Raw genomic sequence first — 25,940 nt, 5'->3', positions numbered from 1 at the left:
CACAGTAAGAGGAGCCGGTTCATGGATCTACATCTTGAGGGCAGGATTGCCCTGGTGACCGGAAGCAGCAAGGGCATCGGCGCAGGCATTGCACGGGGGCTGGCCCTGGAAGGCGCAACCGTCATCGTTCACGGCCGCGACGCAAACCAGGTGCGCGGCGTGGCGGAGCAGATCGAGGCCACGGGCGGAACGACGCATGTCGTAACCGGCGATCTCACCGATGCGGCTCAGGTCGAGACAATGGTGTCCGCGGCCCGAGCCGCCGCCGGCGATATCGACATTCTCGTCAACAATGCGGGCGGTTCGGGCGGCGCGTCCGATTGGAGCACGACGGAGGCCGCTTTATGGGCCACGACCTACGACGCCAATGTGCTGGCGGCCGTGCGCGTGACAAGCGCCGTGCTGCCGGCTATGCGGCGCGCGCGGTGGGGACGGATCATCAATATCGCCAGCCTCGCCGGACTGATGCCGCCCGCAGCGAACCCGGATTATTCCGCCGCCAAGGCGGCGATGCTTGCGATGTCGGCCTCCATGGCGAAAGCCACCGCCGCCGAAGGCGTGACCGTGAACACGGTTTCCCCCGGCACAATTCACAGCGAGAAGCTCGACTTCAGGTTTCGCGAGGTCGCGCAAACCAGGGGCATCGCGCCGGATGCGCCCTGGGATGACGTCGAGGCCGCGGTCCTTCCGCTCTTTGCGGCGGTCCCCGTTGGTCGGGTGGGAACGCTGGAGGAGATTGCGGATGCCGTCTGCTTCCTTGCCAGCCCGCGCGCCGCCTACATCACCGGCTCGAACCTTCGTCTCGACGGCGGAATGCTGCCGACGATCTGAAACGACCGCCCAAGGTCCCATCTCAGTCAGGAAACAGGAATGAGCATCTTCGATCATGTCAGCCTCAAAACCACGCGCCTCGCGGACATGCAGCGCTTCTACGAAGCGGCGCTCGCGCCGCTCGGAATAGAGAAGAAGTTCTTTATCGATCGCCCCGAGGGCGGGGTCGCCGGTTTCGGCCGGGAGCGCGTGGAACTTTTCATTATTGGCGCGTCGGGCCCGATGCCTACCCCGCTTCATCTCGCCTTTCGCGCCAGGAACCGAGAAGAGGTGGCGGTCTTTCATGCAGGCGCCGTCTCCGCCGGCGGCGCCGACAATGGCGCACCGGGGATACGCCCGAACTATCACGATGCCTATTATGCGGCATTCGTCATAGACCCGGATGGCAACAACGTGGAAGCGGTGTTTCAAGGCGATCAATAAGAGTGCAGCCCACATGCATTTGGTCCGGCAACGGGAGCAACCGTTTGCCCTGCGGCGCCTATGCGACCCCTGCCGCTGCAATCGTGGCGGCCAGCATTGCGCCGCAGGCAATGATGTCCAGCGGCAGGCGCGCCAGGCTTCGGCGCGTCCATCGCCTTGCAGCGGTTTCCGTGTCCGGTCCGGGGACCGCCTTTTCGAAAGCGAGCGCCTTCGGAATGAAATCGAAGGCCGACCAGAACCGCATGACGGCGTGACTTGCCATCGCGACCAGAAGCCAGAACCGCACATCGGCAATGGACCAAGAAAGAGCAAGCGCGATGACGAGCAGCACTTCGAAAGTCGCGTGTGCCGGTATCCAGAAGCGCTTGCGCGATATGCCGCCATGATCGGGCTGTATCAGGTCCGGTCGTCGAGGCCAGGCGGGATCAATCACGCCGACCTCGTAGAGGCCGCCGCCAAGGCCGATGAAGGCTAGCGCTGTGGCGAGAGCGGTTGCAGGAAGGATGAGGTCTGTCATCAAGGGCTGCTCCTTGGTTCGTCTTCTCAATCGAGGAATGAGAGCGTTCTCCGCCAGGCCGGAGACGGTGTTTACTCTGAACGCTGCCGATCGCGATCCGGCTTTCCGCTTGCTTCTGCGGTCAAACGGTCAAGGTGATGCCTGAAGCTTGCAAACGCGCGCTCTGCCGTCTGCTGGCCGACGAGAACCGCGGTTCCGAGGCCGTGTATCAGGGATATCAGGATGGTTGCTTCGATCTCGCTATCGAGAGCGGCATGAAACGCGCCGTCGGATTTTCCCTTCTCCAACAGCGATGCGATCCGCTCCTGCTGCCGGTCGGGGCCATCCACGAAGGTTCGGTCCGAAATCTCCGGGTCAGTCATCGCGAGCATCGCATAGGAGGTCCAGAGCAGGTGAAACTGGCGGCTTTCGCGATCGGTGGGAAGCGCAACGGCGAAATATGCCTCGAGCGTGGCCCGCGCACCGGGCGACGGCCCAAGACTTTGAAGACGGGCACTCAGGCGTTCATTGCTGATGGTCTCGAGAGCGGTGAGGCCCGATTGCATCAGCCTGGCCTTGGTCTCGAAATAATACTGCACCAATCGCAGCGAGATGCCGGCTTCGGCGGCAACGCCGCGCAGGGAGACGGCATGCAATCCCTCACGCGCGGCGAGGCGCATGAAGGCTTCCAGGATCATGGAGCGACGTTCGTCGTGGTCGACGGTTCGTGGCATGGGCGGCCGGCCTCGCTTATGGTTATTTTTTGTGGTACGAGTGTATCATAAAGATTCGCCACTGTCATCTTTCGCACGCGTTGAACGCCATGTCGCTTTCACCTCCCCAAATCTCAGGCCGGCTTTGGGCTGTCGCCGCCATCACCGGCTCCGGCGCTTTCATGGCGATGCTCGATTCGACCATCGCCAACCTTGCGCTGGAAGCCATCCGTTCCGACCTCGCCGCGCCCTTGTCGTCCGTTCAGTGGGTGGCGACCGGCTATCTGATCGCACTCGCCGTTTCGCTGCCGCTCACCGGCTGGCTCGGCCGACGCCTTGGCGACGGTCGCGTCTGGAAAGCCAGCATCCTTGCCTTCGTGCTCGCTTCGATCATTTGCGCGCTCGCGCAGTCCGTGACGCATCTGATCGTGGCGCGCTGCCTGCAGGGGCTTGCAGCCGGGCTGATGGTGCCCGCCGGTCAGGCGGTTCTGGCATCCACCGCCGAACGGCGTCAGCTGGGGCGGCTCATGGGGATCGTGGGGTTTGCCATCGCCCTTGGGCCGGCCCTGGGACCAGCCTTTGGCGGCGTGCTGATCGATACGGGCTCCTGGCGGTGGCTGTTTCTGATCAATGGGCCGGTGGGCGCAGCAGCCCTGATCGGCGCGGCGCGTCTGGTGCCGCCCGGTAACAGGTCGGAGAAGGCTCGGATCGACGCGCGCGGACTGATGCTCATCGGTTTCGGCCTTCCGCTGCTGCTTTACGGCGCGGCGGAGATCGGATCGAGCACTATCGGCATGCTCTCCTTGGCAATCCTGGTCCTCGGGGCTGGCTTGACGTCCGCCTTTGTCGTCCACGCCATCCGAACGCCCGATCCCCTGATCGATGTCGCCCTTCTTGCGCGGTCGGGTTTTGCCGCGCCAGTCGTGACGGCCGGATTGACGGGCGCCGCCATGTATGGCGGATTGCTGCTCCTGCCGATCTACCTGCAGCGCAGCCTTGGACAAACGTCAACGGAAGCCGGCCTCATGCTCATGGCCATGGGTCTTGGCTCCGCGTGCATGCTACCGGCGGCGGGGGCGCTGACGGATCGCCATGGACCGAGAGCCGTATCGCTGACCGGATGCGGGTTGCTGGTTCTAGCGACAATTCCTTTCCTCGTCTCGGCCGCTATCGCACTTCCCGCCATCATCCTTGTTCTCGTCGCACGCGGAGCCGGCCTGGCTCTGGCCCAGATGCCTGCGATCACGGCTGCCTATAATCAGGTTGACGAGACCAGAACCGCTGACGCCGCGACGCTGATCAACATCGCCCAGCGTCTGGGAGGCGCGTTGGGCGCGATCGCCACGGTCGCCGTCATCGAGCAGTTCGGCGTCTCTGCACCGGCGACAGCTTATCGGATCGCGTTCGGAGCGCTGGTCGTCATGTCTTTCGGCGCTTTGCTGGCTGCGACACGCATAAAGGCGCGCGGCCAGGCCAGGTGAGCTCTGAGATCAGGACATTTGCTAGCCCGACAACGGAGGACAATCATGGGACATCCATATGACGTGGAAAATGCGACGCGGCTGCATGTGGAGTGGTGCCGGGATCTGATCGATCGCACCGGTCTCACCACAACCAACCAGACCGAACCGCTCATGCGCGCGGTGATGTTCGAACTGCGGCGGAGCATCGCTCCCGGCGCTGTTATCGCGATGGCGCTTCCCACCGCAATCGCTACCGTCTTCGGCACCACCAGACGTGGCACGCCTGCAATCGACAAAGAGGAACGAAACACGGTTTGCGATCAGAGATTTCGCGCCTCGCGCAAGGCGTGCTTTACCATGTGCCAGCCAGGCCATAGGCTCGGCGCATGCGGTATCTTGATATTGAATTTTCAGCGGATTTTCTGACGGCTGACCGCGACGGAGACGGTACGCGACTGACCTTCACACGGCAGGAAAGAATTCTGCTGCAACATTTTACGGCCAATAACGGGCGCCTGCTCAGCCGCAATGATCTGCTCTCTGTTCTCGGCGGGCAAAGCGAGACCAGCAGCGATCGTCACGTCGATTTCCTGATCAACCAGCTTCGGCGCAAGCTTCAGGACGCGCCGCGCACACCCCGCTTCATCCGAACGCAGTATGGCGAAGGCTATGTCTGGATTGCGCCGCACACGTCGGTGAATGCAGAGAATCCGGATGCGTTTCTAATCATCGGACCCATCCGCGGCCTGAAGCGGGGTGGGGCGGAGGCGGAGCGCTATCTCGCTCAGCTCCGTCAGGCGTTTCAGGCAGGCCTTAGTTCCGACAGGGCGGTGATCGTCGAGGAGTCCCACAGGGTCGAAACGCGGCATTTCAGCATCGAGGTGGTCTTTCACCGTCATGGCGATGTTCTTCATGCCGCGCTGCTTCTAAGGCATGCCGGCCAGTTTATCGGCATGAAACGGGTCGATCATCGCGCAGGCAGCAATGCGGTCGGCACAGAGGACATCTTGCAGGCCATCTGGTCGCATCTCGCCCTGCCGCCGCCGATCGGCGGGCTGCCCGATGATCTGCCGCCATGGATCCGCCAGCACGACGCGGCGCTGACGCTCAGCGGCAACCCGGCCAAGGTTAGCTGGCGGGACAATGCGCGCATGCTAGAGCGCGCCATGGCGGAAAGCCCGCATGATCAACGGTTAAACGTGATGTGGGCGCTCAATCTCTATGCTCGGCTGCTGCAGAGCATGAGTGAACCGGATCAATGGCTTTCCCATGAGGAGTGGCAGGCGATCGAGCGGGAGATTGAAGAGACCAGCCTGTCCGCTCTGGGCGAGCTGCCCAAGATGCCCGAAATGGGACTGGCCTTCGCCAAGCTGCTTCTGTTCGTCAACAATGAACATACGGAGCTCGCCGAAAGTCTGGTGGATCAGGCTCTCCAACATGGTTCTGCCTTTGCCACCGCGGCGGCCTTGCGGGGAGAAATCGCGGCGATCGAAGGGGACATCGACGCCGCGTGCCAGCTCTACGACGAGGCGTTGGAACTCGCCGAGCCGGGCACGGAGTTCTTCATCTATCTGATGCTGCTGAAGGCTGGTGCACTGCGCGCCGGAAACAGGCTGGACGCGTTGCAGGCGCTTGCCGAGCGTCTGCGCATGACAGCGCCGCTCGCGCATGCCCGCCTGGGTCTGCTGCTCGCGCCCGAACTGAACGAGGGCCATATGAGCCGGACGGTCGCGGGCGCCGAGCTGACATCGGCCATCGCGGCGCACATGCTTCAACTGCTCTACAATGTCTTCGGCCGCCGCTTCAAGAAACTCGAGCACCGCCGGAATATCATGAACGCGCCGATTGCCGCCTTCACTGCCGCATTTGGCGACGATGTCGTTAGCGAGAGCATCAGATCCGGCGTAGCCGATCCGGCCTAAGCCCGGCGCGGCGGCGATAATCTGGTGCATTTTCTGCGGCCAGGGCGGATGACGCGTCCACGACACCGACGGTGGAAACTTGCGAAAAGTCAAGAAAATCGCCGTTTCAAATACTGAGCAAACATTTCTGTGAGATGACAGGATCGTTCTGTTTCGCGCAGGCGGACGGGGCGGGGACGGTTCGTCAGTCTGGTCAACGCCGCTTGCCGCTGCCGAAACATGTTTGTGACCGGTCATGATTGGACATGCGTATGCCCATAACCCCTGCCTTTCCTCGCCCCTCTCTCTCAGGCCGGTTCGGAACTATCGCCGTCTCGGCGATGCTGACCTCGACTTTGCTGGCGACCGGCGCACTCGCGGACGATCTTGCGACGCGACCTGCCGAAGAGAGCGGGGCCGTTGCCGATCAATCGTCGGAGGCAGTAAGGGCCGCGCTGCAGGAGGCAATCGCCTTCGGTCGCAAATCGCTTCTTGCCAGTATCGTCGAAAACGCGCGGCTGACGCCAGAACGCGCCGATCTGATTGAAACGGAGGCGCGGAGGCTTCGGCCCGATCTTGCCGCGTCGATCTCCAAGGCGGCCGCCTCTGGCCGCCACCTCGCAAGCCTGTTTCCCGAGGCTTCGGTGTCCGGAACGGTCCGGACGCAACCTCGGGCATCCTCCCCAGCCGCGCGCGCTACGCCTTACCCCGGGGGTAATCCCAGCATTCTGAAAGATGCGCTCAGTGAATATCAGCGCAACTATTCGCTCGATGCCATGCATGTCGATGCTGCACTCGAAAAAGGTTTTACCGGAAAGGGTGTCGTCGTCGGTGTTATTGACACTGGCATTGCGCTTAGCCCCAACGGGACTGTTCACCCTGAATTCGAAGGCCGCGTCGATCCTCGTTCAAAAAGCTACCTCTACTGGTTTGACCCCAGTGTCGAGGGCGAGCACCTGACCCAAGAACAGTTTGAGGCCGCTTTCGAACAAGGCCCGGATGACCCCTATGATATCGATGGTCATGGAACCCATGTCTCCGGGATTATTGGTGCAGGTCGTAACGGCTTCGGCATGGAGGGTGTCGCCTCTCAGGCCACGATTCTCTCCGTTGGAGCGATACCGGGAGGCGATGGCGAGGTCTTCGTCGACGGCGAGGATTTTGATATCGATGATTTGCAGTATTGCGGGCCATCCCTATTGAATGGAACCTGCGAGCCCATCACCGGTTCACGCGTTCCCGATACTGTAGGGTTTGAATATCTGTCGCAGTTTTCGGATGTGAAGGTGATCAATGGCAGCTTCGGATCCAATGCTGAACCGGATCAAGAAACCTGGGATATACCTGTCGGGGCGCAAGCTCAGTTCATGGCAGACGCCAAGGCCATGAAGCAAAGCCTTGATGCCGGGCAGATCATCGTCATGTCTGCGGGCAATGAATTCCTTGAGGCTCCAGTACTTGCGGAAAATCCTTTCAGCAGTGGCCTTTTCCCCTTCATTCAGCCGAAAAATGAAGCGGCTACGAACTCGTCAGGCAGTCTGGTCTATGATGATCATGGCACCGGGCTTGACCTCAGCTTCACGTCCGCCGAAGCACTGGCGGCTGCGGAAAAACAAGATGGCATTGCCCGCGGTCGAATTGTCGTCGTCGTCGCGCTCGATGCCTATAATCAGATCTCCAGCTATTCCAACAGATGCGGTGTTGCAAAAGAGTGGTGTATTGCCGCGCCGGGCGGTGATCAGCCATCAGGAGCGGATAGCGGTATTTATTCGACCGTCCCTGAAGATCTGGTTCCCAGTGGCTATGATTCCTACTCAGGCACGTCGATGGCCGCGCCGAATGTGTCCGGCGCCGTCGCCGTCCTGACCGAGGCCTATCCGAGCTTCACCCCGGCGGAAATCGTCGAAATCCTGTTCATGACCGCCGAGGATCTCGGCGCTGCGGGAATTGACGCTGTCTATGGTTGGGGGCTGGTGCGGCTTGACCGCGCGCTTTCGGTCGGCCCGGTCGGCATGACCGGCGAAGGCGTTTACGCGGTCGGCGCGGACGGTTCCGACACGACCTGGATCGTTTCGTTTACGAGCGATGGAAGCCTTGAGAAGCAGGGCGGCGGCACGCTTTCCATCCTCAACGCCGCAACCTTCAGGCAGGCCGCGGGCGTCGAGGACGGACTGCTGGCGGTTGATGGCGCCCTGACGACACCGGAACTGCATGTCGGCAGAAACGGCACGCTTGGCGGTACCGGGCGCGTTGTAGCCGCTGTGGAGGTCGACGGCACGCTTGCGCCCGGACAGTCGCCCGGAACGATGACCATTGCCGGCAATGTGAGCCTTGCGCCGACGGCAACCATGGAAATCGATGTCGATGGCACGGGGACAGAGAACGGGGCCGGCAATTACGACCGTCTTCTCGTGACCGGCGCGGGCAATGACATCGCCGCCAACGGCACCCTTCAACCGCGGTTGCGCGGCATTTCCGGCGCCGCCACCAATGCCTTCACGCCAATGCCCGGCGAACTTTTCACCTTTGTTCAGGTCGCAGACGGCAGCGTTACGGGCAGTTTCTCTGGCCTGGACCAGCCGGATGAGGGCCTTGCGCCGGGCACGCGTTTCGATGTGCTCTACGCAGCGGATGCTCTTTCCCTGGCCGCCACGCCGGAGCGCTATGCCGATCTTTCCGTCTTCGGCATCTCCGCCACGCAAAACGAAAAGGCGTTGGGCGGTGCGATCGACAGAAGCCGGCCTCCGGCGGGCGTGCGTCCCGATGCCGCCTATAATGAAAGTTTCAACGCACTTTATGCAGCCGACATCGAGGCGCTTGCCGGAGGGCTTTCGTCGCTGACCGGCCAGATCCATGCCGAAATGGGTACCAGCGCCGTCCGCGCCATCGGCCGATTCGCCGACCGCATCGGCGAGCGCCAGATGGGCCTTGCCACCGGATGGCTTTCCGAGACGGGAACGCCCTATGGCACCGGCGAGGTCTGGGTCAGCGGCAACCATGCCCATACGGACGTGGCCTCATCCGGCGCAATCTCTGGCTATGACGTCAACGCCAACAATGGCGCGTTCGGTATTGACTGGCATTTCGGGCAGACCATTGCCGGCATCGCGGGTTCCTATGAATATGCCGACGTTTCGGCAAATGCGAACGGCGACGGCAATATCGGCACCTACCAAGCCGCAGCCTATGCCACGTTTGAAACCGCCGGCCCGACCGTGGCCGTACGCGGCGGGCTTTCCTATGGCGACCTTTCGACCAGTCGGCTGACCACGCTCGGCAAGTATGCCGCCATGGCCAACGCCTCGGGTCACGGCATGGGCGGCTTTGCCGAAGTCAGTGCCTTTCAGGAATTCGAAATGGCGGCGCTGACCCTGACGCCATCCGCCACGCTCGGCTATCGCGGTTTCCACCGCGATGCCATGACCGAGACGGGAAGCCTCTTCGCGCTGTCATTGCCGGATGAAACCTTCTCCGAAACGCAGGCCACGCTGGCCTTGTCCGCCTCGCATCGCTTTACATTCGATAACGGGCTGAAGCTGGAGCCGGTGTTGAGCGCAGGCTGGCGCCATGACTTCGGCGATCTGGACCGGTCCTCGAGCCTTGCCATCTTCGGCAGCGGCTTTGATGCATCCGGCGCGGATATCGGGCGCAATGCCTTTATCGGCCGCGTCTCCGTCAATGCCATCGCGTCGGATCGTTTCACCTTTGGTGCAAGCTACGATGCGGAGCTCCGGGACAATCTCACCAGCCAGATCTTTTCCGCCAATGCCAGCCTCAAATTCTAGAGAACCACGTGCAAGCTCAAAACAGGGGAAACAATGTCATGAAACGCGCTCATTCTCACGTCGCCTCGCCAATCCTGGCCGGGGCAGGTCTTCTGATTGTCGCCGGCTTGACCGGCTGCGAGGTATCGGACGGTTCCGTGCCATCGGTCTCGACCGCGCCCGGCTACCAGTCGACTGCGGCCGCGCAAAAGGAGATGAAGGACTCGGTTGTGGGGAAATGGAAAATGTACCCGGCAATCGGCCCAACGAAACGCAACTGCTCGATCGAGTTCAAGGCGAGCGCCTTCGACCCGCACAAGGGTCGCGTCAGCACATTCGCCTGCAACCTGGTCGAGGGTCTCGGCAGCATCAACGGCGTCAGCCGCATCAATGGCTGGGAACGCAAGGGTCGCACGATCATCCTGTCCGCCATCGCGACGCCGAATATCGGTTCGTTCGACCTGCCCATCGATTCCTACCGCGACCGCGTCTACGGCAGCACCAAGGACGACATCCGCTTCGTCATGGTTCGAGACTGATCTCGATTGGCAAGCCCAAAAAACCGTCTCAATCGGCCTTGCGCAGATCCGTATCGAAGGCGCCCTCAACCTGTCGGCAGTCGTTCTTATCAGCGTCCGCAAACATGCTGTCCCTGCGGCAGACGACAGCCGAGAAGCGGCCTTGAGCGGCGGCGGCTCCGTCTTCCAACGAAAGCGCATCAAAGACGATCTCGGGGGGCGTCCCGCTATCTTCACTGAGGTAGAAAGGTTCGCTCATCCCGTCCGGCCACCAGGAAACGGAAACATCCATGATGGAGGACGATGCATCGCCACCCATCAGCGAAACCTCGATCGTTAGGACGTCGCGCATGATGCTTTCGGCCTCGGGGTTGTGTGCCTGGATGGAAATGGACGTCACCGGCCCCATGGATCGGAATTCAGCCGTCGACGTCCCCTCTGATGGGATATCGAGTGTTTCGCCCGAATAGGACGTGCCATCGATGGTAGCATCGACCGTGCCGACCGGCGTTCTTGCGATTTGGGCCTGTGCGGGCTGGATCAGGCAGAGGACGAGGCCGACGGTTGCCAGGCGAGGCGCTTGGTTCAAGTTCATTGAGCGGGTCCTTTCATGCGCTTATGGATACGACCATCCGTCGTGTTCGATGCGGAAGATGCGCAAGGGTGCGTCGGGTCGCGTGGCGTCACCGCGCAGGCGGAAGACGGCCGTGTGCGTCTTGCCGAAATTCTCAACCTCGACATTGATGGTGATCATGCCCCGGAACATGGGCTGATCGGGGTCGGGAACCGGTTCGGAGACGCTGCCCTGAAAATCCTGCGCGCCAATGAGCAGGTCCGCGCCGGGTGGGCGCGATCGCAGCGCATTCCTGAATCCGGTGGAGAAAAACACGTCGGGCGCGGACGGATCGCGATGGCTAAGCCCCACGCCATGGTCATCATAGTCATAGAGCGCCGCGACGAGCGCTCGCGCGTGTTCGATCAGGTCATCGCCTGACCACGCCTGCGGGCCGGTCGTGGGGGCGGGGAGAATCTTCTCGACGTCCACCACTTCCTCTTGTTCCTCATGCGCTCCGCTATTTCCGAACAGGATGTCATCGTCGAAATCGACGATCAGGTAGCGTTGCGCCACCCAGCCGGCGGTAGCCAGATCGGCAGTGCGCATGAGGCACCAGCGCGGCGGCAGGGCATCGAGTTCGGCTTCGGTCATCGCCGAGAAATGCGCCATTGTGTAGAAGGGCACGCAGGTGATCTGCTGCAGCTCGCGTTGGTCATGCGCGAAGGTCGCGATCACGGGATAGCCGGCGCCTGGTCCCATGCGGACATTGAGAACGTCGTTCGGCGCAACTCCCGTTACCCGCCAGGCATCAGGGCCGGACCCGTCGATCTCGGCCTGGGCGACGCTCGCCAACAAGGCAAACGCTGCGGCGATGGCCGCCATGGCATCTCTGGGGGCTTGTCTGTTTCCAAACACGGTCAGTTCACCTCCTGTGAACTGCAAGGGTATCCCGGGTTCAGGGGCGATTGACAATAGAGCGTTTGCTCTATTGACGCGTGAGAGGCGCGCTACCTGCCGCCGACAAGTCTCGCAAGTTCCGCCTTGCTGGAGATGCCAAGCTTTTCGTAGATACGTACGAGCTGGTTGCGCACGGTGGATGGTGATGTGCCCAGGGCGCGCGCCACCTGCTTGTTGGTCATGCCGGATGAGAATAATCCGGCGACCTCGCGTTCGCGTCGGGACAGGCCCGAAAGTGTCGGATGAACCGACATGTGAACGAAGTGATTACTGCCAAACCGGGACATGCGCACATCGAGACGTTCCCCGCGCCAACGTTTGCCCTGATTGAGCAGTATCATCACGTCAGCCGGGAGCCGGGCGATATGCCCAGACCACTCTTGCCCGGCAAAATCGTGAAACGGACCTTGTGTGCACAGCACCCAGCCTTGCCGGTCCACCAATGCAATTGCCTCATGTTCGAAGGCCGCCCGGCCGGTCCATAGTTCCCGGTTCATACGCAGCGCCTGGGACAGGTGCGGCATAAGCATCTGCTTGAACATGCGCTCGGCATCGGAGAACGTCCCCGGCCTGTCGTCCGCGCAAAGTCCAACGAAACTGACATAGCCGTCGGTTTTCTCCCCGACAATTGTCGCCATCATATGCGAGGCGTCAAAGCGCCGCCAATGCTCGTTGTACGCTAGACTTGCGCGATAGTCAGGAACGTCATCGAAGCGGGCGGTCGCGCCGAGGCGGTTGAGCGTCAGGTCGCAGAAGGCATCCTCCTGGGCGACAGTGTCCCATTCGCCCAATATCGCCTCGCTTTGGTTGAGGACGGTCAGGTCCGTGACCAGCCGGCCGTCAGCCCAGCCGCCGCCCCACACACCGGAATCGAAGGGAATGAAGCGCTGCAGGTTATTCAGTACGCGCAGACGCAGTTCGTCGGGCGTGCATTCCGAGGCGTCATGGTAAAGTTCCAGCAGAAAATCGCTGAACCCTGATGCGTTCTCCGTTCCGCCCATCACTACAAGAGCCTCCCCGTAAAATGTTCCGCGCGGGCAAGCATATACAGAAGACGGGCAAAGCTGAATGCCACGAGCGGTAAAAGAGCCCAGGGTGGGTTAGCCTTCGCTTCGATCCTAGCGCTTCAGGAGCATCCCTTAATACCGGGAACGTTTGGACTTCACTTTCCTCTTGAGCGAAGTATTCGGGCATGATAGTTGGCTAAAAGGAAAACTATTATGCCGGAGGCTGGAATGCGCGTTGTCATTTTGAATTTCCTGTCGCTCGATGGGGTCTATCAGGGCCCGGGATCCCCCGATGAGGATCGGTCGGATGGTTTCGAACGCGGTGGCTGGTTTGTGCCCTTCGTTGATGCGACCCTGGAGAAACGCGTGGAAGAATGGGCGGCGACAGCATCCGGATTTCTGTTCGGAAGATGGACCTATGAAGAGTTTTCGGCTGTCTGGCCCGCCATTACCGATTCAGCCGATCGCAACGCCGCCCGGCTCAACACGCTTCATAAGTATGTCGCGGCCACCTCCCCAGTCGATGTCGCCTGGGGGCCGGTCACGGTTTTGGACCGCAATGTTGAAGCCTCGGTCGCCGCCCTGAAGCGGGAGGAAAGCGGCGAACTTCAGGTGCATGGCAGCGGCAGATTGGGTCGGTCTCTTCTGGCTGCGAACCTCGTCGATGAACTGCGTATCGCGATCGCGCCGGTGATTGTGGGCCAGGGGCGAAAGCTGTTTGGCGACACGCAAGCGCCATCAGGTTTCAAACTTCTTTCCGAGGAGCGAACGCCATCGGGTCTCATCATGTGCCGTCTTGAGAACACGGGCAATGGATCGGCTGGAACATATGTGCGCGGGCAGACCAATCTGGCCGGCGCCGCACAGGATTGAGGAGCAGGTTGATGGCAACAGCCGCCTCGCAGATGTCCGACGATCTCAGTTCGATCTTCCTGGCGCTCGCCGACCCGACGCGCCGTGCCGTCATTGCCCGCCTCGGGCAGGGGCCGGCCAGCGTCAGCGAACTCGCAAGTCCTTTCGACATGGGACTGCCTTCATTCATGAAGCATATTCGGCTTCTTGAAAACAGCGGGATGATCCGGACCAGAAAGTCTGGGCGAACCCGTACCTGCGTGATCGACGGACCAGGCCTTTCCAATGCCGAGCGGTGGTTGGCGGAGCAGAGAAAAATATGGGAAGCACAGGCCGATCGGCTGGAGGCTTTTGTAATGCTGGAACAGGAGGGCAGAAATGCAGACAGTGACCGCTGAACTCGATCTCGAAGTATCCCGGATCATCAAGGCGCCGCGGGATCGCGTCTGGAACGCCTGGGTGGATCCGGAACGCCTTGCAAAATGGTGGATACCACATCCCCTGATCTGCCGCGTCGTCAGTCTGGACGTTCGACCCGGCGGAGCGTTCGTCACTGAAATGAGCGAGAATGACGGGCCGTTCGCGCCGCACCTCTCGGCCTGCTTTCTCGATGTGCTGGCCGGGGAACGCATCATTTATACGAACGCGCTGACCGGAGGCTGGCGACCTGCCGCAAACGGCTTTGTGACGGCGATCATCACCCTTTCCGATCATCCAGACGGCACACATTACCGCGCGCAAGCGCTGCATAAAAGTCATGCCGATCGCGAGAAACATGAAGAGCTCGGGTTTCACGATGGCTGGGGAACGGTGGTGGCGCAACTGGCAGAATGCGTGGAGACCAAGACATAGTGGCAAGAGAGACTGGAGCGCCTTCGGTCAAGGTGGAAGCGTCCTGCGCCAGAACCATAGCCGAAGGTGCGGTGGTTGGGATACTTGCTCGGCATGGAGCACGTTGGAGGCTGGCTGGATTCGGCGAAGAAGGTGCGAAAGTCGCAGCATTGTTGTGCCATTTCGGCAATGCGTTTCTTGAAACTGGAACTACGGTCGTGACGGTAAAGCACGGCGTAGCGAATGTGTGGCAGATCGCCGCGCATGGCCAGGTGCTTCAGTCTTCCGTCCCGAACGAGCTGCCGGGTCACCGGTACGGGCAGATAGCTGACGCCCAGGCCTGAAACCGTGAAGCCGATCTGCGCCAACATGCTTTCGCAATAGATCGTCTTGGAGGGGATAATATTATGCTCGGCAAGCCAGCGGCCGTAGATAAGACCCGTGCCGGAGCGGGTGCCTTGAACCAGCATGGTAAAATTTGAAAGATCCTCGAGCGACAAGGTTTCCCCGCCCGGATCAAGTTCCGGGACGCACATCCAGGCATTCTCCACGGCCTTCAGCGGCGTCACGACGCAGCGCGAATCGTTGAACACGTCGGGAATGACGATCAGATCGATCGTATCGTCCATCAGGCGGTCGAAAAGCGTCGCGCTGAGTTCGACCTCCGGTTCGATGCTGACGCGCGGATATTCTGTCTTGATTTCCTTCACGAGCTGGGGAAGCCAGGTCATGGCGGTCAGCTCCGTGACCCCGATCCGGAAGTGCCGGATCAAAACCTGGTTTGAGCTGACGCGCTCGATGAAATTGTCGCGCTCCTCAAGCAGGGACTTGGCATAGTGCAGGATTTCCGCGCCCTTCTCTGTCAGGCGCGCTGTGCGCTTTGACCGGTCGAAAATTTCGACGCTGAACTGCTGTTCCAGCTCCTGCACCCGCTTCGAGATTGCCGACTGGGTGGTGTTGAGACGGTCGGCAGCCGCTGCGAAGCTCCCAAGGACACCTTATGACGAGGATTGGTCGTTCTGTCTCGCGAGCGCCGTTTTCTACCCGAGAGCGCGCGCGGAAAAATTCCCCGAGAGAAAAGCGTCATAGGCGTCGCGGATACCGTCCTCGAGGCTGATCTTGGGGGACCAGCCCATGCCGCGCAGCTTGTCGGCGCTCATCAGCTTGCGTGGCGTGCCGTCGGGCTTGGAGAGGTCGTGGACGATGTCGCCCTCAAAGCCGACCACCTTGCAGACCAGCTTCGTAAGATCGAGGATCGAGATATCCGTGCCGGAGCCGACATTGACGTGCTCCTCGCCGGAATAGGTCTTCAGCAGGAAGACCAGCGCGTCGGCGCAGTCGTCGGCATGGAGGAACTCGCGCAGCGGCGTGCCGGTGCCCCACACCACGATCTCCTTCGCGCCGGAGGCCTTGGCCTCATGCGCCTTGCGGATCAGCGCCGGCATGACATGGCTCGAATTCAGGTCGTAATTGTCGCCCGGGCCGTAGAGATTGGTCGGCATCGCCGAGATATAGTCGCGGCCATGCTGCCGGCGATAGGCCTGGGCGAGCTTGATGCCGGCGATCTTGGCGATCGCATACCATTCATTGGTCGGCTCCAGCGGACCCGTCAGCAGGGAATCCTCGCGGATCGGCTGTTCGGCGAATTTCGGATAGATGCAGGACGAACCGAGGAACAGAAAGCGGTCGACGCCGCTCCTGTGGGCGGCTTCGAAGATGTTCGCCTCGATCATCAGGTTGTCGTAAAGGAAATCCGCCGGATAGGTGTCGTTGGCGAGGATTCCGCCGACTTTTGCCGCAGCCATCACCACCGCGTCGGGCTTCGCATCGGCCATGAACGCCTCGACCTCGGCCTGTCGCTTCAGGTCGACCGTATCGCGTCCGGCGGTGATCACCTCGCAGTTCTCCCCGGCCAGGCGGCGGACGACGGCAGTGCCAACCATGCCGCGATGGCCAGCGACCCAGATTCTCTTCTGTGCGATATCGAAGGTCATGAGATGATCTTCCGTTTCGAAATCAGAGCGTCGGATGAAAAGAGGGATGCGGTTTTCTTTGACCCGATGCGTCAAATAAAAGGATCTGCACGAATGCGGGTCAACCCTCGAGGCTGACCGGCAGGTCGAGCCCGTGCGCTTTCAACAGCGCATAGCGGCGCGCGGCCTTGTGATCCTCGACCACCATTTCCCGGCACATGTCGCGGGCGGTGATCTCCGGCACCCAGCCAAGCTTTTCCTTGGCCTTGGTGGGATCGCCGAGCAGGGTGTCCACCTCGGCGGGGCGGAAATAGCGCGGATCGATCCGCACGATCACGTCGCCCGGCTTCACATTGGGCGCCAGGTCGCCGATCACGGCTTCCACCGTGCCGACCTCTTCGACGCCGTCGCCGGAAAAGCTGAGCGTTATGCCGAGATCGGAGGCCGCCCAGGTGATGAATTCGCGCACGGAATACTGCTTGCCGGTGGCAATCACGTAGTCCTCCGCGCTCTCCTGCTGCAGCATCATCCACTGCATCCGGACGTAGTCCTTCGCATGGCCCCAGTCGCGCAGTGAACTGATATTGCCCATATAGAGACAGGGCTCCAGCCCGAGCGCGATGTTTGCGAGGCCGCGGGTGATCTTGCGGGTCACGAAGGTCTCGCCGCGGCGCGGGCTCTCATGGTTGAACAGGATGCCGTTGCAGGCATACATGTCGTAGGCCTCGCGGTAATTGACCGTGATCCAGTAGGCATAGAGCTTGGCGGCCGCATAGGGCGAGCGCGGATAGAATGGCGTGGTCTCGCGCTGCGGGGTTTCCTGAACGAGCCCGTAAAGCTCGGAGGTGGACGCCTGATAGAACCGTGTCTTCTTCTCAAGCCCGAGGAAGCGGATCGCCTCCAGAAGGCGCAGCGTGCCGATCGCATCGACATCGGCGGTATATTCCGGCGCCTCGAAGGAGACCGCGACATGGCTCTGCGCGCCGAGATTATAGACCTCGTCCGGCTGGATGTCGCTGATGATGCGGGTCAGGTTCGAAGTGTCGGACAGATCGCCGTAATGCAGCTTCAGCCGCGCATTGGAAACGTGTGGATCCTCGTAGAGATGATCGATGCGCTGGGTGTTGAACAGCGAGGCGCGTCGCTTGATGCCGTGAACCTCATAGCCTTTTTCGAGAAGGAATTCCGTAAGATAGGAGCCGTCCTGACCGGTGATCCCGGTGATCAAAGCCGTTTTCGCCAATTTTTCTCTCTTTAATTGATTTTTACAGAAATATTAGCCGGATTCATTTTACGAAGCGAGACAGCAGTAGTCTCATGTTTCGTGATCCGCATCGGCGTCGAAGCCGACCAGGCTGAATGCGTCGAAGCATACACTACGCCGACGTTATTGCACTCACTATTTGGCAATGCCAGCCGGGCCGTTTTCGGCAAAGGAAGCAGTAAAATGCGATGTCGACCGAGGCCGCCTCGCGGCGCCAATTGCCTTCGCACAGCGGCGCACTGTGGCCGGTATTCTGCACTGCAGTAGCCGTTTTCACCGTCGCGGGGGGAATGTGAAGCCCGGTCCGCACATTTCCGAAATGCTCTGAGGCTTGTCGTTCGCGCCAATGGCGGGAAGCTCCGGCGCCTGTCAGTTCGGCGGCGTGTAGCCGTCCGGGAATTGCAGCAACCGGTCGCAGGCGCCGCGATTGCCGTAAAGGGTCTGATATTGATCGGCCTGCTGGCGCGCGCGCAGACGCGCTGCTTCGATGTCGGCTTCGGTTGCGCCCGCCTGGAGCGCCTTTGCGAAGGTCGCGTCGGCGGCATCGTTGAGGCGGCGGGTGGCGCGCAGGCCGCCATAAGACTGGCAGTCAGCGGCGCCGAGTTCGGCACGGGCAGCCTGATCGAGCATCGTCTGGTCCGGGCTTTCCGGCGCGGCCGTCTGGCAGCCGGCCAGCGCCAACATAGCGGCGAGCGGAATGGCAAAACGGAATGGGACGGACATCTGGCACCTCCTGAAAGCGCCCGCCGGCGAGCGGGTCATTGCCGCGAATATCCGATACTCGCGGCACGAGCGCAAGCGCCCCCATGAAATAGCCCCTACGAAATAGCCCCCATGAAATAGATTATGTTATCTGTCCCAAGCTGCCTTCAGGGCAGAAGCACAATCCTCGCGATCGCCGCCGCTTGCTAGAAGGAGCTGCAGCAGCAGCCGTGCCTTGAGCCCGCTGAGCCTGCCGGCGTTGATGAGGCCTTTCGAAAGCAGGTCGATCTCTCCGCCCTTGTAGCCGTAGGTGCTTTTGAAAACCGGACCGTTCCCGGTGCGGCTGGCAAGCGCGACCGGCATGGTCGCGGCCAGCGCGCCGAGCGGCTCCGACAAACGTTCCGCCACATGGCCCGCGCCCATCGCCTCGATGACAGCGCCCTTGTAGCCAAGTCCCGGCAGGGCCTCGACCAGCCTGGCGTCTTCGCCCAGCCCAAGCTTCAAAAGCGCGACCGGCGGCACGGGCTCCGAGGGAGGCGCGATTGCCGGAAGCCGGCGCGGCGAAGGCGGCGCGAAGAAGAAGGGGCGTCCCTCCATGATTTCGCCGGCGGGGCCGACCGCGCCCGATGTAAAGGCCGAGCAAAGTCCGGTGTGGGATTTCGTCACAGCGCGGGCCGTGTGAATGCAGTCATTCATCACCACCAGCGCGCCGCGCGAACGGGCCTGATCGGAAGACGCGGCGATGACCGAGGCAAGGATATTGGCAGGACCATCGGCGCCGGCCGCTTCCGGCCCGCGCATCGCGCCGGTCACGATGATCGGGGCGTCCTCTGCCCACATGCAATCGAGCGCGAAAGCGGTTTCCTCGATCGTGTCGGTTCCCTGCACCACGACCACGCCGGAAGCGCCGCCATCGACCGCACGCCTGGCCATCCGCGCCACCTCGCCGAGCTGCTCGAGCGTGAGCGATGCGCTCGGTAACTTGAATGGTGAGAGCGGCTCCACATCTGCAATCTCGGCCAGACCGGGCACGGCGTCGACCAGCGCTTGCGCACTCAGCTTCGGCGTTATGCCGCCGCTGGCGTCGGCCGTCATGGTGATCGTACCGCCGAGGACGATCAGCGTAACCTTCGCCTTGGTGTTTCGAGCCGTTTCGACCATCAGGCATACCTTTCTTTCCGGTGTTGTCGCCGGGCCAGTGAAACGACCCTTCGAAGGGATTGGCAAGCCGTTTTGATCCCGAGGGCTGGCTTTATGGTAGGGGCGGGGGCTTTTCCTTGTCATTGCCGGACGGCATGGGGCGTCCGTCTTGCGGCACAGCGGTCAAGCCAGACGGTCTTTCCGTTTCTACCGCATCATATCCGATGCATGGCCTCGATGAATTGCCTTGCCTTCTGCGCAATCGCCGCGACATCCGCCCCTGGCTTGTAGAGCGCGCCGCCAATGCCGAAGCCGGATGCGCCGGCCTCGACGTAGGCTTTCATGTTATCGGGCGTCACGCCGCCGACGGCGAAGACCGGGATTTCTTTCGGCAGAACGGCTTTCCATGCCTTGATGGCGATCGGCGGTATGGCCTCGGCGGGAAAGGCCTTGATGCCGGTGGCGCCGGCCGCGATGGCGGCGAAGGCTTCCGTTGGCGTGGCGACGCCCGGCAGGCTGATCATGTCCCGCGCGGCGGTCGCTTCGATCACGGCCGGGTTTGCGTTGGGCGAGATGATGACGCGCGCCCCGGTCGCGGCGACATCGGCGACCTGTCTCTCGGTGAGAACCGTGCCCGCGCCGATCAGCGCGCGATCGCCGAAACGGGCCTGCAGTTTTTCGATGCTCTTCAGCGGTTCGGGCGAGTTCAGCGGTACTTCGATGATGCGCCAGCCGGCCTCGATCAGCGCTTCGCCGATCGGCTCCGCTTCCTCCGGTCGGATGCCGCGCAGGATCGCGATCAGATTGCAGGCTTCAAGCGCTTCGGTGAAATTCATGTCGTTCATTCCTGTTCCGTCGATTGCAGTTTGCCGATGATCCGCTGGACGCCGAGGGTCGCGGCATCTTCGGGGCCGGGTTTGATCGTAAGGCCGAAAAGCGGCGCGACGCGCCCGTAGCGTTCGCTCAGCGCCGAGTTGCCGATGATGCCGATCGCTTCGCCGGGGTGAAGCCAGCCGGCGGCGCGCGCCTGCCGGAATTCCGAGGCGATCAGAAGGCCCGAGACGTAATCCCCGACCTCTTCGGGCTGAAGCGCCCCGGACAGAATGCCGCTGCGGGCGCTGAAGACGGACGAAAGCAGGGCATCGGCGGCGGGCTCGTCGCTCGCGGCAAATTCCGCGGCGCGATCGAAGGCCGACCAGGCCGGCTCGCTGCCGGGGGCGGGCTCGGCGGCGCGTGCGATGAAGGAATGCCGGGTGAGCAGGGCATAGATTTCGCCGGTGGCATAGGTCTGGAAGGCGGCGATACGGCCTCGAGCAATGCGCGCCCACTTGCTGTGGGTGCCGGGAAGCACCAGCGTGCGGTCCTCCGCAAGCCCGTAACCGACGATCTGCGTTTCCTCGCCGCGCATCACATCGGGAAACGGCTTTGCAGCCGGATCGCGCAGGCCCGGCAGGAAGGTCATGGTCGCGCCGTTCTGCAGCGTGATGTGCCTTGCCCCCGCGGCAAGTTCCGCAAGACCCGCCGGCGCGTCGACGTAAGGCACCTCGACCCAGCCGCTGCGGCTGGTGATCATGCCGCAGGCGGCGACCGGGAACGGGCCATGTTCCTCAAACCACGCGCCGATCGCCGCCATCAGCGCCGCCTCGAACGCGCCGCTCTCCACGAACTGGATGCCGCCGTTCCGGCTTTCGCGTCTGTCGAGCACACGGCCATCGGCGGAAAGCAGCGTGGCGCGCAGCGAGCTGGTGCCCCAGTCGAGAATGGCGGCAACGGTTTGGGTCATGCGGTCGGTCTCATTTCCGGAGGAAGGCGGTTCCGCGTCTCACGGAAACGCCGCCTCCATTTGTCCTTGGGTATTGTCACGGGTGGTCTCATCTGACGGCGACGGCAAAAGTCCGTGCCGCGTAACCGCGTTATTTATGTATGATCTTTTATCCGATTTCTAGTCATTGGGTTGCATTTTGGAGGCGAGGCGGGTCCGGCGCATCGCATCGGTCATCTCGCTTCTGGCAACGCCTATGAGCTGTTCCATGGCATGGCGCGCGGCATCCGGCCGCCGCATCCTGATGGCTTCGAGCACGTCCTGATGGGCGAGGATCGCCTGCTCATGGGATTGGCTGGCGCGGTTCGTCAGGCGGAAGCTCGCCAGCAGAGCGGCGCGGATGGCGCTGGCGAACTGGCGATAAACCCAGTTGCCGCTGGCATTGATGATCGCGGTGTGGAATTCGAGGTCGGCCCGGCTCCACTCCTCGTTGTCGCGGGCGTTCGCCTCGACCATATCCTCGAAGGCTTTGGCGATCTGGTAGAGTTGCCGCGCATTGGCGTTGGCGGCCGCCTGTGCCGCCGCGGCCGGTTCCAGCAGTTGGCGGGCGTCGATCAGCGATGAATAGAACGAATCGTCCGCTCCGACCGCCAGCATGACATCGAGCACGACCGGATCGAGATAGTTCCAGTTTTCCCGCGGCAATACGATGGTCCCGGCGCGGGTGCGGGAGCGCACCATGCCGAGGGCGGAAAGATACTGCATCGCCTCGCGCAGGCTGGTGCGGCTGACCCCGAACCTCTCCGTCAGTTCCATCTCGTTGGGAAGTGTGGCGCTCTCGGCAAATGTGCCGGAAACGATCAGCTCGATGAGGGATTGGAGCAACGCTTCCCGTACGCTGCGCTTGCCGCGCTGGGCAATCGGCGTGCCGTGTTCCGTCAGTATTTGAGTCATCGCTTCGTCCGGGTCCCCTTCGTTGCGAATGCTTTCCCGCCGCGTGTCGTGGGCGGACCTCGCTCCCGCATTCATTGTCGGTAATATGATCGATATATCATCCTCATTCAAATTCAAAAATAAATCATATTTATAATTGACATTGATCGGACGTATTATAATTATCGTGCCGCCGGGACGGCATGGCCTCCGGCAGGTAAAACGTCCACAGGGAGGAGCACAATGAAGCTCATCATCAAGGCGGCCTTGTTGGCCGCCGCCGCATTGTCGAGTGTGACCACCGCATCGGCGCAGGAAGACCTCAAGGTCGGCGCGATCTACATGGACGCGCAGGGCTTCTATGCCGGTGTCCGCAAGGGTATCCAGGATGGCGCGGAAGAGGCCGGCCGCAACCTCGTCATCGTCGAAACCAACGCCCAGGGCGATGTCAGCAAGGAATCCTCCTTCATCGACTCGCTGATTTCCGCCGATGTTCAGGCCATCATCGTCTCGCCGGTTTCCGCCGATGGCTCCTACCGCGCGATCCGCCGCGCCCATGACGCCGGCATCCCGGTGGTCTGCTACAATACCTGCCTCAACGAACAGGACATGAAGGAATATATCTCCGCCTATGCCGTCGGAGACCCCTATGATTTCGGTCACAAGCTCGGCGATGCCGCCGCCGACTACTTCATCGCGGAAGGCAATGACGCGCCGAAGATCGCCGTTCTGAACTGCGAATTTGTCGAAGTCTGCGTCACCCGCCGAAAGGGCTTTGAGGACGCGCTGATGGCAAAGGTGCCGGACGCCGAGATCGTGGCCAACCAGGAAGGCGCGATCCTAGACAAGGCCGTTTCGGTCGCCAGCACCATGCTGACCTCCAATCCCGAGATTGACGCCTTCTTCGGCGAAGCCGGCGGCGCGACGCTGGGCGCCGCCCGCGCCGTCCGCTCTCAGGGTAAGGAAGGTGAGGTTGTGGTCTTCGGCGGCGACATGACCACCGAAATCGCCCAGGAACTTGCCGATTTCACGGTCATCAAGGGTGTTGTCGACATCTCCGGCCAGGGCCTCGGCAAGCTGGCGCTGGCGCAGGCGATCAAGTCGATCGACGGCACGCCTCCGGAAGGCATCGAGGTTCCCTATGACATCGATCTCTACAAGTCGTCCGAGGACGGCAAGGGATGGCTTGAGGCGCACGCCGACGGTATTCCGTGATCGATAGCCCGGCGCTGCGGCGCTGCTGAGGCAGCGCGCTGAAGGCAAATTCCGATGCCGCCGCAACCCGGCGGCATCGCCATCAACTGGAAGAGCAATGACGTCCGCATCTCAGAACAAAAGACCGGAAGCAACCGCGCTCGTCTCCATGACGGGTTGCACGCGGCGCTATCCCGGCGTGCTGGCGCTCGACAATGCCGATTTCGAGGTCGCGCCGGGCGAAGTACGCGCGCTTCTCGGCAAGAACGGCGCCGGCAAGTCGACCCTCATCCGCATGCTCACCGGCGCCGAAGTGCCCGACAGCGGAACTGTCCTGATCGACGGCGAGGAACTGACGCATGTGGGTTCCGCCCGCGCGCAGCAGGCGTTTTCGCACGGCGTGCGTGTCGTCTATCAGGAACTCAGCCTGGTTCCCGGCATGTCGCTTGCCGAGAACCTGTTTCTCGGGCGCTGGCCGCGCAAGGGCGGGGTCATCCGCCACCGCGCCATGATCGCCGAGGCCAAAGAGGCGATGCATCGTCTCGGTCTCGATCTTTCGCCCGACTCGCTCGTCTCGGCGCTCAGCCCGGCCGAGCGCCAGCTTCTGGAGATCGCAAGGGCGCTGCTCGGCAATCCCAAGCTGGTGATCCTCGACGAGCCGACAAGCTCGCTGGCGGCCGCGGAGGCCGAAAAGGTGATGGCGGCGGTGACGCGCGTCGCCGCTGAGGGCATAGCGGTCATCTATGTCAGCCACCGGATGAACGAAATCCGCCAGATCGCTCATTCGGCCACGATCATGCGCGACGGCCGGATCATCGACACCGTCGATGTGCAGAACGCTGATACCCGCGAGATCGTGCGCCTCATGCTCGGCTCGGAGGGCGCCGAGGCGGCCGTGCTGGAAGATGCCAGCCAGCCAGAGACCGTGCTTGAGGTCAGGGATCTGGCGGTGGCGCCGAAGCTCTCCTCCGTGTCCTTTTCGCTGATGAAGGGCGAGGTTCTGGGGATCGCCGGCCTGCTCGGCTCCGGCCGCACGGAATTGCTGCAGGCGATCATGGGTGTGCGTCGCGGCGAGGCGGGCGAGATTTACGCAAACGGCAAGCCGGTGACATCGCTCGGCTACAAGCAGATGATCAAGCTCGGCTTCGGCTACACGCCCGAGAGCCGCAAGGAAGAGGGCATCGTTCCGCTGCTCGGCGTTGACGAGAACACGCTTTCGACGCGCTTTGAGGGCGTCACCGTCAATGGCGTGCTGTCGGCGCGGCGGATGGCCGAGGCGACGCGCGAGATCATCGATCGGCTGCACATCAAGACGGCGCGCACCGATACGCCGATCGGCACGCTTTCGGGCGGCAACCAGCAGAAGGTCGTGATCGGCCGATGGGTCTATGCCGGCAGCCGCATCCTTCTGCTCGACGAGCCTACACGCGGCGTCGATATCGAGGCCAAGGCCCAGATCTATTCAATCATTCGCGAACTCGCCGCCGAAGGCCGCAGCATCGTTTTCGTCTCCAGCGAGATCGAGGAACTGCCGCTGGTGTGCGACCGGGTGCTCGTCCTGAGGGACGGCGCGCTCAGGGAAGAGTTCCGTTCCCCCAACATCGATCAGGACACCTTGATGGCGGCCTGCATTTCAGGACACTGACGGAGACGATGATGTCGCACAACAACGCTGCCGACACGGCCGCCCCGAAGAAGAGCGGCTTCGGCGTTTCGAAGCATATCAACGAACTCAGCCTGTTCCTGGCGATCGCGTTGCTCTATGTGATTTTCGGCACGACCGCCTATGGCTTCCTGTCGTTCAACAACCAGGTCAATATTCTGCGCGATGCGGCCACGATCGGCATTGCGGCCTGGGCGATGACTTTCATCATCATCTCCGGCGAAATCGATGTCAGCGTCGGTCCCATGGTGGCCTTCGTTTCCGTCGCGCTGGCCTACCTCCTGCAATGGGGTTTTCCCACGCCGATCGCCTTCCTGTTGGCGGTGGCGCTCGGCGCCGGGCTTGGCGGTATTTCCGGCGTGCTGCGCGCCTATTTCGACGTGCCGTCCTTCGTGGCCACGCTCGGTATGTGGAGCGCCTTGCGGGGGCTGGCGCTATTCTTCACCGATGCGCTGCCGGTTTCGATCGGCCGCAATGACGTGCTGGATGCGCTGGACCGCTCGGTGCTTGGCATTCCGCCGGCGGCGATCATCATGCTCGTATTGTTTGCCATCTTCGCCTTCGTCAGCCGCAAGACCGCGTTCGGACGCTCGGTGTTTGCGATCGGCGGCAATGCCCATGCGGCCTATCTCAGCGGCATCAACGTGGCGCGTATCCGGGTTGCGATCTTCGCGATCGGCGGCGCAATGGCGGCGATCTCCGGCATTCTGCTGGTGTCGCGTCTCGGCTCCGGCAATGCGACGGCGGCAAGCGGTCTGGAGTTCGATGTGATCGCGGCCGTGGTCGTCGGCGGCACGGCGCTTTCCGGCGGTCGCGGTTCGATGCTCGGCACGCTGCTCGGAGTGCTGGTGATCACGCTGATCGGCAACGGTCTCGTACTGCTTGGCATCAATCCGTTCTTCCAGCAGGTTGTCCGGGGCCTCATCATCGTCATCGCCGTGCTCGCCAACATGCAGGCGATCAAGCGCAGCCTGGCCCGCAACAAGGGGTGAGGGGC

At 62.1% G+C, this 25,940-nt stretch carries 26 protein-coding genes and 1 pseudogene; 14 read left to right on the top strand and 13 right to left on the bottom strand.

Annotated features, from left to right (window positions below):
- Positions 1-21: 21 nt before the first annotated feature.
- The gene (locus Mame_RS18510; protein ID WP_018066707.1) at positions 22-831 is read left to right on the top strand and encodes an SDR family NAD(P)-dependent oxidoreductase; all 810 of its coding nucleotides are present in this window, start codon (positions 22-24) and stop codon (positions 829-831) included.
- Positions 832-876: 45 nt separating this feature from the next.
- On the top strand, positions 877-1,254 hold the full coding sequence (locus tag Mame_RS18505; protein WP_210162283.1) for a VOC family protein: 378 nt from the start codon (positions 877-879) through the stop codon (positions 1,252-1,254).
- Positions 1,255-1,312: 58 nt separating this feature from the next.
- Here Mame_RS18505 and Mame_RS18500 read toward each other — a convergent pair whose 3' ends face one another.
- The gene (locus tag Mame_RS18500) at positions 1,313-1,771 is read right to left on the bottom strand and encodes a hypothetical protein (RefSeq protein ID WP_018066709.1); all 459 of its coding nucleotides are present in this window, start codon (positions 1,769-1,771) and stop codon (positions 1,313-1,315) included.
- Positions 1,772-1,842: 71 nt separating this feature from the next.
- On the bottom strand, positions 1,843-2,484 hold the full coding sequence (locus Mame_RS18495; RefSeq protein ID WP_033410875.1) for a TetR/AcrR family transcriptional regulator: 642 nt from the start codon (positions 2,482-2,484) through the stop codon (positions 1,843-1,845).
- Positions 2,485-2,645: 161 nt separating this feature from the next.
- Between Mame_RS18495 and Mame_RS18490 the strand changes: the two genes are divergently transcribed.
- From Mame_RS18490 to Mame_RS18470, 6 genes and pseudogenes are all read left to right on the top strand, one after another.
- Positions 2,646-3,944: a DHA2 family efflux MFS transporter permease subunit gene (locus Mame_RS18490; protein ID WP_210162281.1), complete on the top strand. Its 1,299-nt coding sequence runs from the start codon at positions 2,646-2,648 to the stop codon at positions 3,942-3,944.
- 45 nt (positions 3,945-3,989) lie between these two features.
- The gene (locus tag Mame_RS18485; protein ID WP_079920925.1) at positions 3,990-4,352 is read left to right on the top strand and encodes a DUF2267 domain-containing protein; all 363 of its coding nucleotides are present in this window, start codon (positions 3,990-3,992) and stop codon (positions 4,350-4,352) included.
- Positions 4,313-4,540, top strand: a pseudogene (locus Mame_RS27700) (helix-turn-helix domain-containing protein); the annotation flags it as partial. The gene Mame_RS18485 and the pseudogene Mame_RS27700, both read left to right, overlap by 40 nt.
- 216 nt (positions 4,541-4,756) lie before the next feature.
- The gene (locus Mame_RS18480; RefSeq protein WP_235726862.1) at positions 4,757-5,848 is read left to right on the top strand and encodes a tetratricopeptide repeat protein; all 1,092 of its coding nucleotides are present in this window, start codon (positions 4,757-4,759) and stop codon (positions 5,846-5,848) included.
- A gap of 251 nt (positions 5,849-6,099) precedes the next feature.
- The gene (locus tag Mame_RS18475) at positions 6,100-9,612 is read left to right on the top strand and encodes a S8 family serine peptidase (RefSeq protein ID WP_235726863.1); all 3,513 of its coding nucleotides are present in this window, start codon (positions 6,100-6,102) and stop codon (positions 9,610-9,612) included.
- A 38-nt stretch (positions 9,613-9,650) separates the two neighbouring features.
- On the top strand, positions 9,651-10,130 hold the full coding sequence (locus Mame_RS18470; RefSeq protein ID WP_018066714.1) for a hypothetical protein: 480 nt from the start codon (positions 9,651-9,653) through the stop codon (positions 10,128-10,130).
- Positions 10,131-10,158: 28 nt separating this feature from the next.
- Here the strand turns inward: Mame_RS18470 and Mame_RS18465 are convergent, their stop codons facing one another.
- From Mame_RS18465 to Mame_RS18455, 3 genes are all read right to left on the bottom strand, one after another.
- On the bottom strand, positions 10,159-10,704 hold the full coding sequence (locus Mame_RS18465; RefSeq protein ID WP_018066715.1) for a hypothetical protein: 546 nt from the start codon (positions 10,702-10,704) through the stop codon (positions 10,159-10,161).
- A gap of 21 nt (positions 10,705-10,725) precedes the next feature.
- On the bottom strand, positions 10,726-11,547 hold the full coding sequence (locus Mame_RS18460) for an SH3 domain-containing protein (protein WP_018066716.1): 822 nt from the start codon (positions 11,545-11,547) through the stop codon (positions 10,726-10,728).
- Positions 11,548-11,672: 125 nt separating this feature from the next.
- Complete coding sequence (locus tag Mame_RS18455) at positions 11,673-12,623, bottom strand: helix-turn-helix transcriptional regulator (protein WP_018066717.1); 951 nt, start codon at positions 12,621-12,623, stop codon at positions 11,673-11,675.
- 234 nt (positions 12,624-12,857) lie between these two features.
- On the opposite strand from Mame_RS18455, the gene Mame_RS18450 reads away from it, so the two are divergent.
- From Mame_RS18450 to Mame_RS18440, 3 genes are read left to right on the top strand one after another with little or no spacing between them, the layout of a single operon-like run.
- Positions 12,858-13,502 (top strand): dihydrofolate reductase family protein, encoded by a 645-nt coding sequence (locus Mame_RS18450; protein ID WP_018066718.1) that lies wholly within the window; start codon positions 12,858-12,860, stop codon positions 13,500-13,502.
- Between the two features lie 11 nt (positions 13,503-13,513).
- Positions 13,514-13,879: an ArsR/SmtB family transcription factor gene (locus Mame_RS18445; protein ID WP_018066719.1), complete on the top strand. Its 366-nt coding sequence runs from the start codon at positions 13,514-13,516 to the stop codon at positions 13,877-13,879.
- Positions 13,860-14,333: an SRPBCC family protein gene (locus tag Mame_RS18440; RefSeq protein ID WP_079920922.1), complete on the top strand. Its 474-nt coding sequence runs from the start codon at positions 13,860-13,862 to the stop codon at positions 14,331-14,333. Before Mame_RS18445 ends, Mame_RS18440 begins: the two co-directional genes overlap by 20 nt.
- On the opposite strand, the gene Mame_RS18435 is transcribed toward Mame_RS18440, so the two are convergent.
- The 8 genes from Mame_RS18435 to Mame_RS18400 form a co-directional block, all read right to left on the bottom strand.
- Positions 14,273-15,241 carry a LysR family transcriptional regulator gene (locus Mame_RS18435; protein ID WP_236953507.1) on the bottom strand — a complete coding sequence of 323 codons (969 nt, stop codon included), beginning with the start codon at positions 15,239-15,241 and terminating at the stop codon, positions 14,273-14,275. The genes Mame_RS18440 and Mame_RS18435 overlap by 61 nt on opposite strands.
- Before the next feature lie 111 nt (positions 15,242-15,352).
- Positions 15,353-16,306: a GDP-L-fucose synthase gene (gene fcl / locus Mame_RS18430; protein ID WP_026173924.1), complete on the bottom strand. Its 954-nt coding sequence runs from the start codon at positions 16,304-16,306 to the stop codon at positions 15,353-15,355.
- 100 nt (positions 16,307-16,406) lie between these two features.
- Positions 16,407-17,528: a GDP-mannose 4,6-dehydratase gene (gmd, locus tag Mame_RS18425; RefSeq protein ID WP_018067378.1), complete on the bottom strand. Its 1,122-nt coding sequence runs from the start codon at positions 17,526-17,528 to the stop codon at positions 16,407-16,409.
- A gap of 390 nt (positions 17,529-17,918) precedes the next feature.
- The gene (locus Mame_RS18420; RefSeq protein WP_018067379.1) at positions 17,919-18,272 is read right to left on the bottom strand and encodes a hypothetical protein; all 354 of its coding nucleotides are present in this window, start codon (positions 18,270-18,272) and stop codon (positions 17,919-17,921) included.
- Positions 18,273-18,398: 126 nt separating this feature from the next.
- Positions 18,399-19,412 carry an asparaginase gene (locus tag Mame_RS18415; RefSeq protein ID WP_018067380.1) on the bottom strand — a complete coding sequence of 338 codons (1,014 nt, stop codon included), beginning with the start codon at positions 19,410-19,412 and terminating at the stop codon, positions 18,399-18,401.
- A gap of 194 nt (positions 19,413-19,606) precedes the next feature.
- Entirely contained in the window at positions 19,607-20,236 is a 630-nt protein-coding gene (locus Mame_RS18410) for a 2-dehydro-3-deoxy-6-phosphogalactonate aldolase (RefSeq protein WP_018067381.1), read from the bottom strand.
- Positions 20,233-21,174 carry a 2-dehydro-3-deoxygalactonokinase gene (locus Mame_RS18405; protein ID WP_018067382.1) on the bottom strand — a complete coding sequence of 314 codons (942 nt, stop codon included), beginning with the start codon at positions 21,172-21,174 and terminating at the stop codon, positions 20,233-20,235. Before Mame_RS18405 ends, Mame_RS18410 begins: the two co-directional genes overlap by 4 nt.
- 159 nt (positions 21,175-21,333) lie before the next feature.
- Complete coding sequence (locus Mame_RS18400) at positions 21,334-22,107, bottom strand: FadR/GntR family transcriptional regulator (protein WP_033411214.1); 774 nt, start codon at positions 22,105-22,107, stop codon at positions 21,334-21,336.
- A 222-nt stretch (positions 22,108-22,329) separates the two neighbouring features.
- Here Mame_RS18400 and Mame_RS18395 point away from each other — a divergent pair, with 222 nt between their 5' ends.
- The 3 genes from Mame_RS18395 (at position 22,330) to Mame_RS18385 (ending at position 25,935) form a co-directional block, all read left to right on the top strand.
- Positions 22,330-23,301 carry a substrate-binding domain-containing protein gene (locus tag Mame_RS18395; protein WP_018067384.1) on the top strand — a complete coding sequence of 324 codons (972 nt, stop codon included), beginning with the start codon at positions 22,330-22,332 and terminating at the stop codon, positions 23,299-23,301.
- Between the two features lie 97 nt (positions 23,302-23,398).
- Positions 23,399-24,925 (top strand): sugar ABC transporter ATP-binding protein, encoded by a 1,527-nt coding sequence (locus tag Mame_RS18390; protein WP_018067385.1) that lies wholly within the window; start codon positions 23,399-23,401, stop codon positions 24,923-24,925.
- Between the two features lie 11 nt (positions 24,926-24,936).
- Complete coding sequence (locus tag Mame_RS18385) at positions 24,937-25,935, top strand: ABC transporter permease (RefSeq protein ID WP_018067386.1); 999 nt, start codon at positions 24,937-24,939, stop codon at positions 25,933-25,935.
- Positions 25,936-25,940: the final 5 nt, after the last annotated feature.

Source organism: Martelella mediterranea DSM 17316, from assembly GCF_002043005.1.
GTDB lineage: Bacteria > Pseudomonadota > Alphaproteobacteria > Rhizobiales > Rhizobiaceae > Martelella > Martelella mediterranea.
This window is presented reverse-complemented; position numbering and strand designations above follow the sequence as displayed.

Bases quoted from the DNA above. Each gene is read 5' to 3' on its own strand.
- fcl (WP_026173924.1), bottom strand. From the start codon at position 16,306: ATGACCTTCGATATCGCACAGAAGAGAATCTGGGTCGCTGGCCATCGC.
- Mame_RS18395 (WP_018067384.1), top strand. From the start codon at position 22,330: ATGAAGCTCATCATCAAGGCGGCCTTGTTGGCCGCCGCCGCATTGTCG.
- Mame_RS18475 (WP_235726863.1), top strand. From the start codon at position 6,100: ATGCCCATAACCCCTGCCTTTCCTCGCCCCTCTCTCTCAGGCCGGTTC.
- Mame_RS18420 (WP_018067379.1), bottom strand. From the start codon at position 18,272: ATGTCCGTCCCATTCCGTTTTGCCATTCCGCTCGCCGCTATGTTGGCG.
- Mame_RS18495 (WP_033410875.1), bottom strand. From the start codon at position 2,484: ATGCCACGAACCGTCGACCACGACGAACGTCGCTCCATGATCCTGGAA.
- Mame_RS18510 (WP_018066707.1), top strand. From the start codon at position 22: ATGGATCTACATCTTGAGGGCAGGATTGCCCTGGTGACCGGAAGCAGC.
- Mame_RS18490 (WP_210162281.1), top strand. From the start codon at position 2,646: ATGGCGATGCTCGATTCGACCATCGCCAACCTTGCGCTGGAAGCCATC.
- Mame_RS18405 (WP_018067382.1), bottom strand. From the start codon at position 21,174: ATGACCCAAACCGTTGCCGCCATTCTCGACTGGGGCACCAGCTCGCTG.
- Mame_RS18410 (WP_018067381.1), bottom strand. From the start codon at position 20,236: ATGAACGACATGAATTTCACCGAAGCGCTTGAAGCCTGCAATCTGATC.
- Mame_RS18415 (WP_018067380.1), bottom strand. From the start codon at position 19,412: ATGGTCGAAACGGCTCGAAACACCAAGGCGAAGGTTACGCTGATCGTC.
- Mame_RS18445 (WP_018066719.1), top strand. From the start codon at position 13,514: ATGGCAACAGCCGCCTCGCAGATGTCCGACGATCTCAGTTCGATCTTC.
- Mame_RS18385 (WP_018067386.1), top strand. From the start codon at position 24,937: ATGTCGCACAACAACGCTGCCGACACGGCCGCCCCGAAGAAGAGCGGC.
- Mame_RS18400 (WP_033411214.1), bottom strand. From the start codon at position 22,107: ATGACTCAAATACTGACGGAACACGGCACGCCGATTGCCCAGCGCGGC.
- Mame_RS18500 (WP_018066709.1), bottom strand. From the start codon at position 1,771: ATGACAGACCTCATCCTTCCTGCAACCGCTCTCGCCACAGCGCTAGCC.
- Mame_RS18390 (WP_018067385.1), top strand. From the start codon at position 23,399: ATGACGTCCGCATCTCAGAACAAAAGACCGGAAGCAACCGCGCTCGTC.
- Mame_RS18470 (WP_018066714.1), top strand. From the start codon at position 9,651: ATGAAACGCGCTCATTCTCACGTCGCCTCGCCAATCCTGGCCGGGGCA.
- Mame_RS18485 (WP_079920925.1), top strand. From the start codon at position 3,990: ATGGGACATCCATATGACGTGGAAAATGCGACGCGGCTGCATGTGGAG.
- Mame_RS18465 (WP_018066715.1), bottom strand. From the start codon at position 10,704: ATGAACTTGAACCAAGCGCCTCGCCTGGCAACCGTCGGCCTCGTCCTC.
- Mame_RS18460 (WP_018066716.1), bottom strand. From the start codon at position 11,547: ATGGCGGCCATCGCCGCAGCGTTTGCCTTGTTGGCGAGCGTCGCCCAG.
- Mame_RS18440 (WP_079920922.1), top strand. From the start codon at position 13,860: ATGCAGACAGTGACCGCTGAACTCGATCTCGAAGTATCCCGGATCATC.
- Mame_RS18450 (WP_018066718.1), top strand. From the start codon at position 12,858: ATGCGCGTTGTCATTTTGAATTTCCTGTCGCTCGATGGGGTCTATCAG.
- Mame_RS18455 (WP_018066717.1), bottom strand. From the start codon at position 12,623: ATGGGCGGAACGGAGAACGCATCAGGGTTCAGCGATTTTCTGCTGGAA.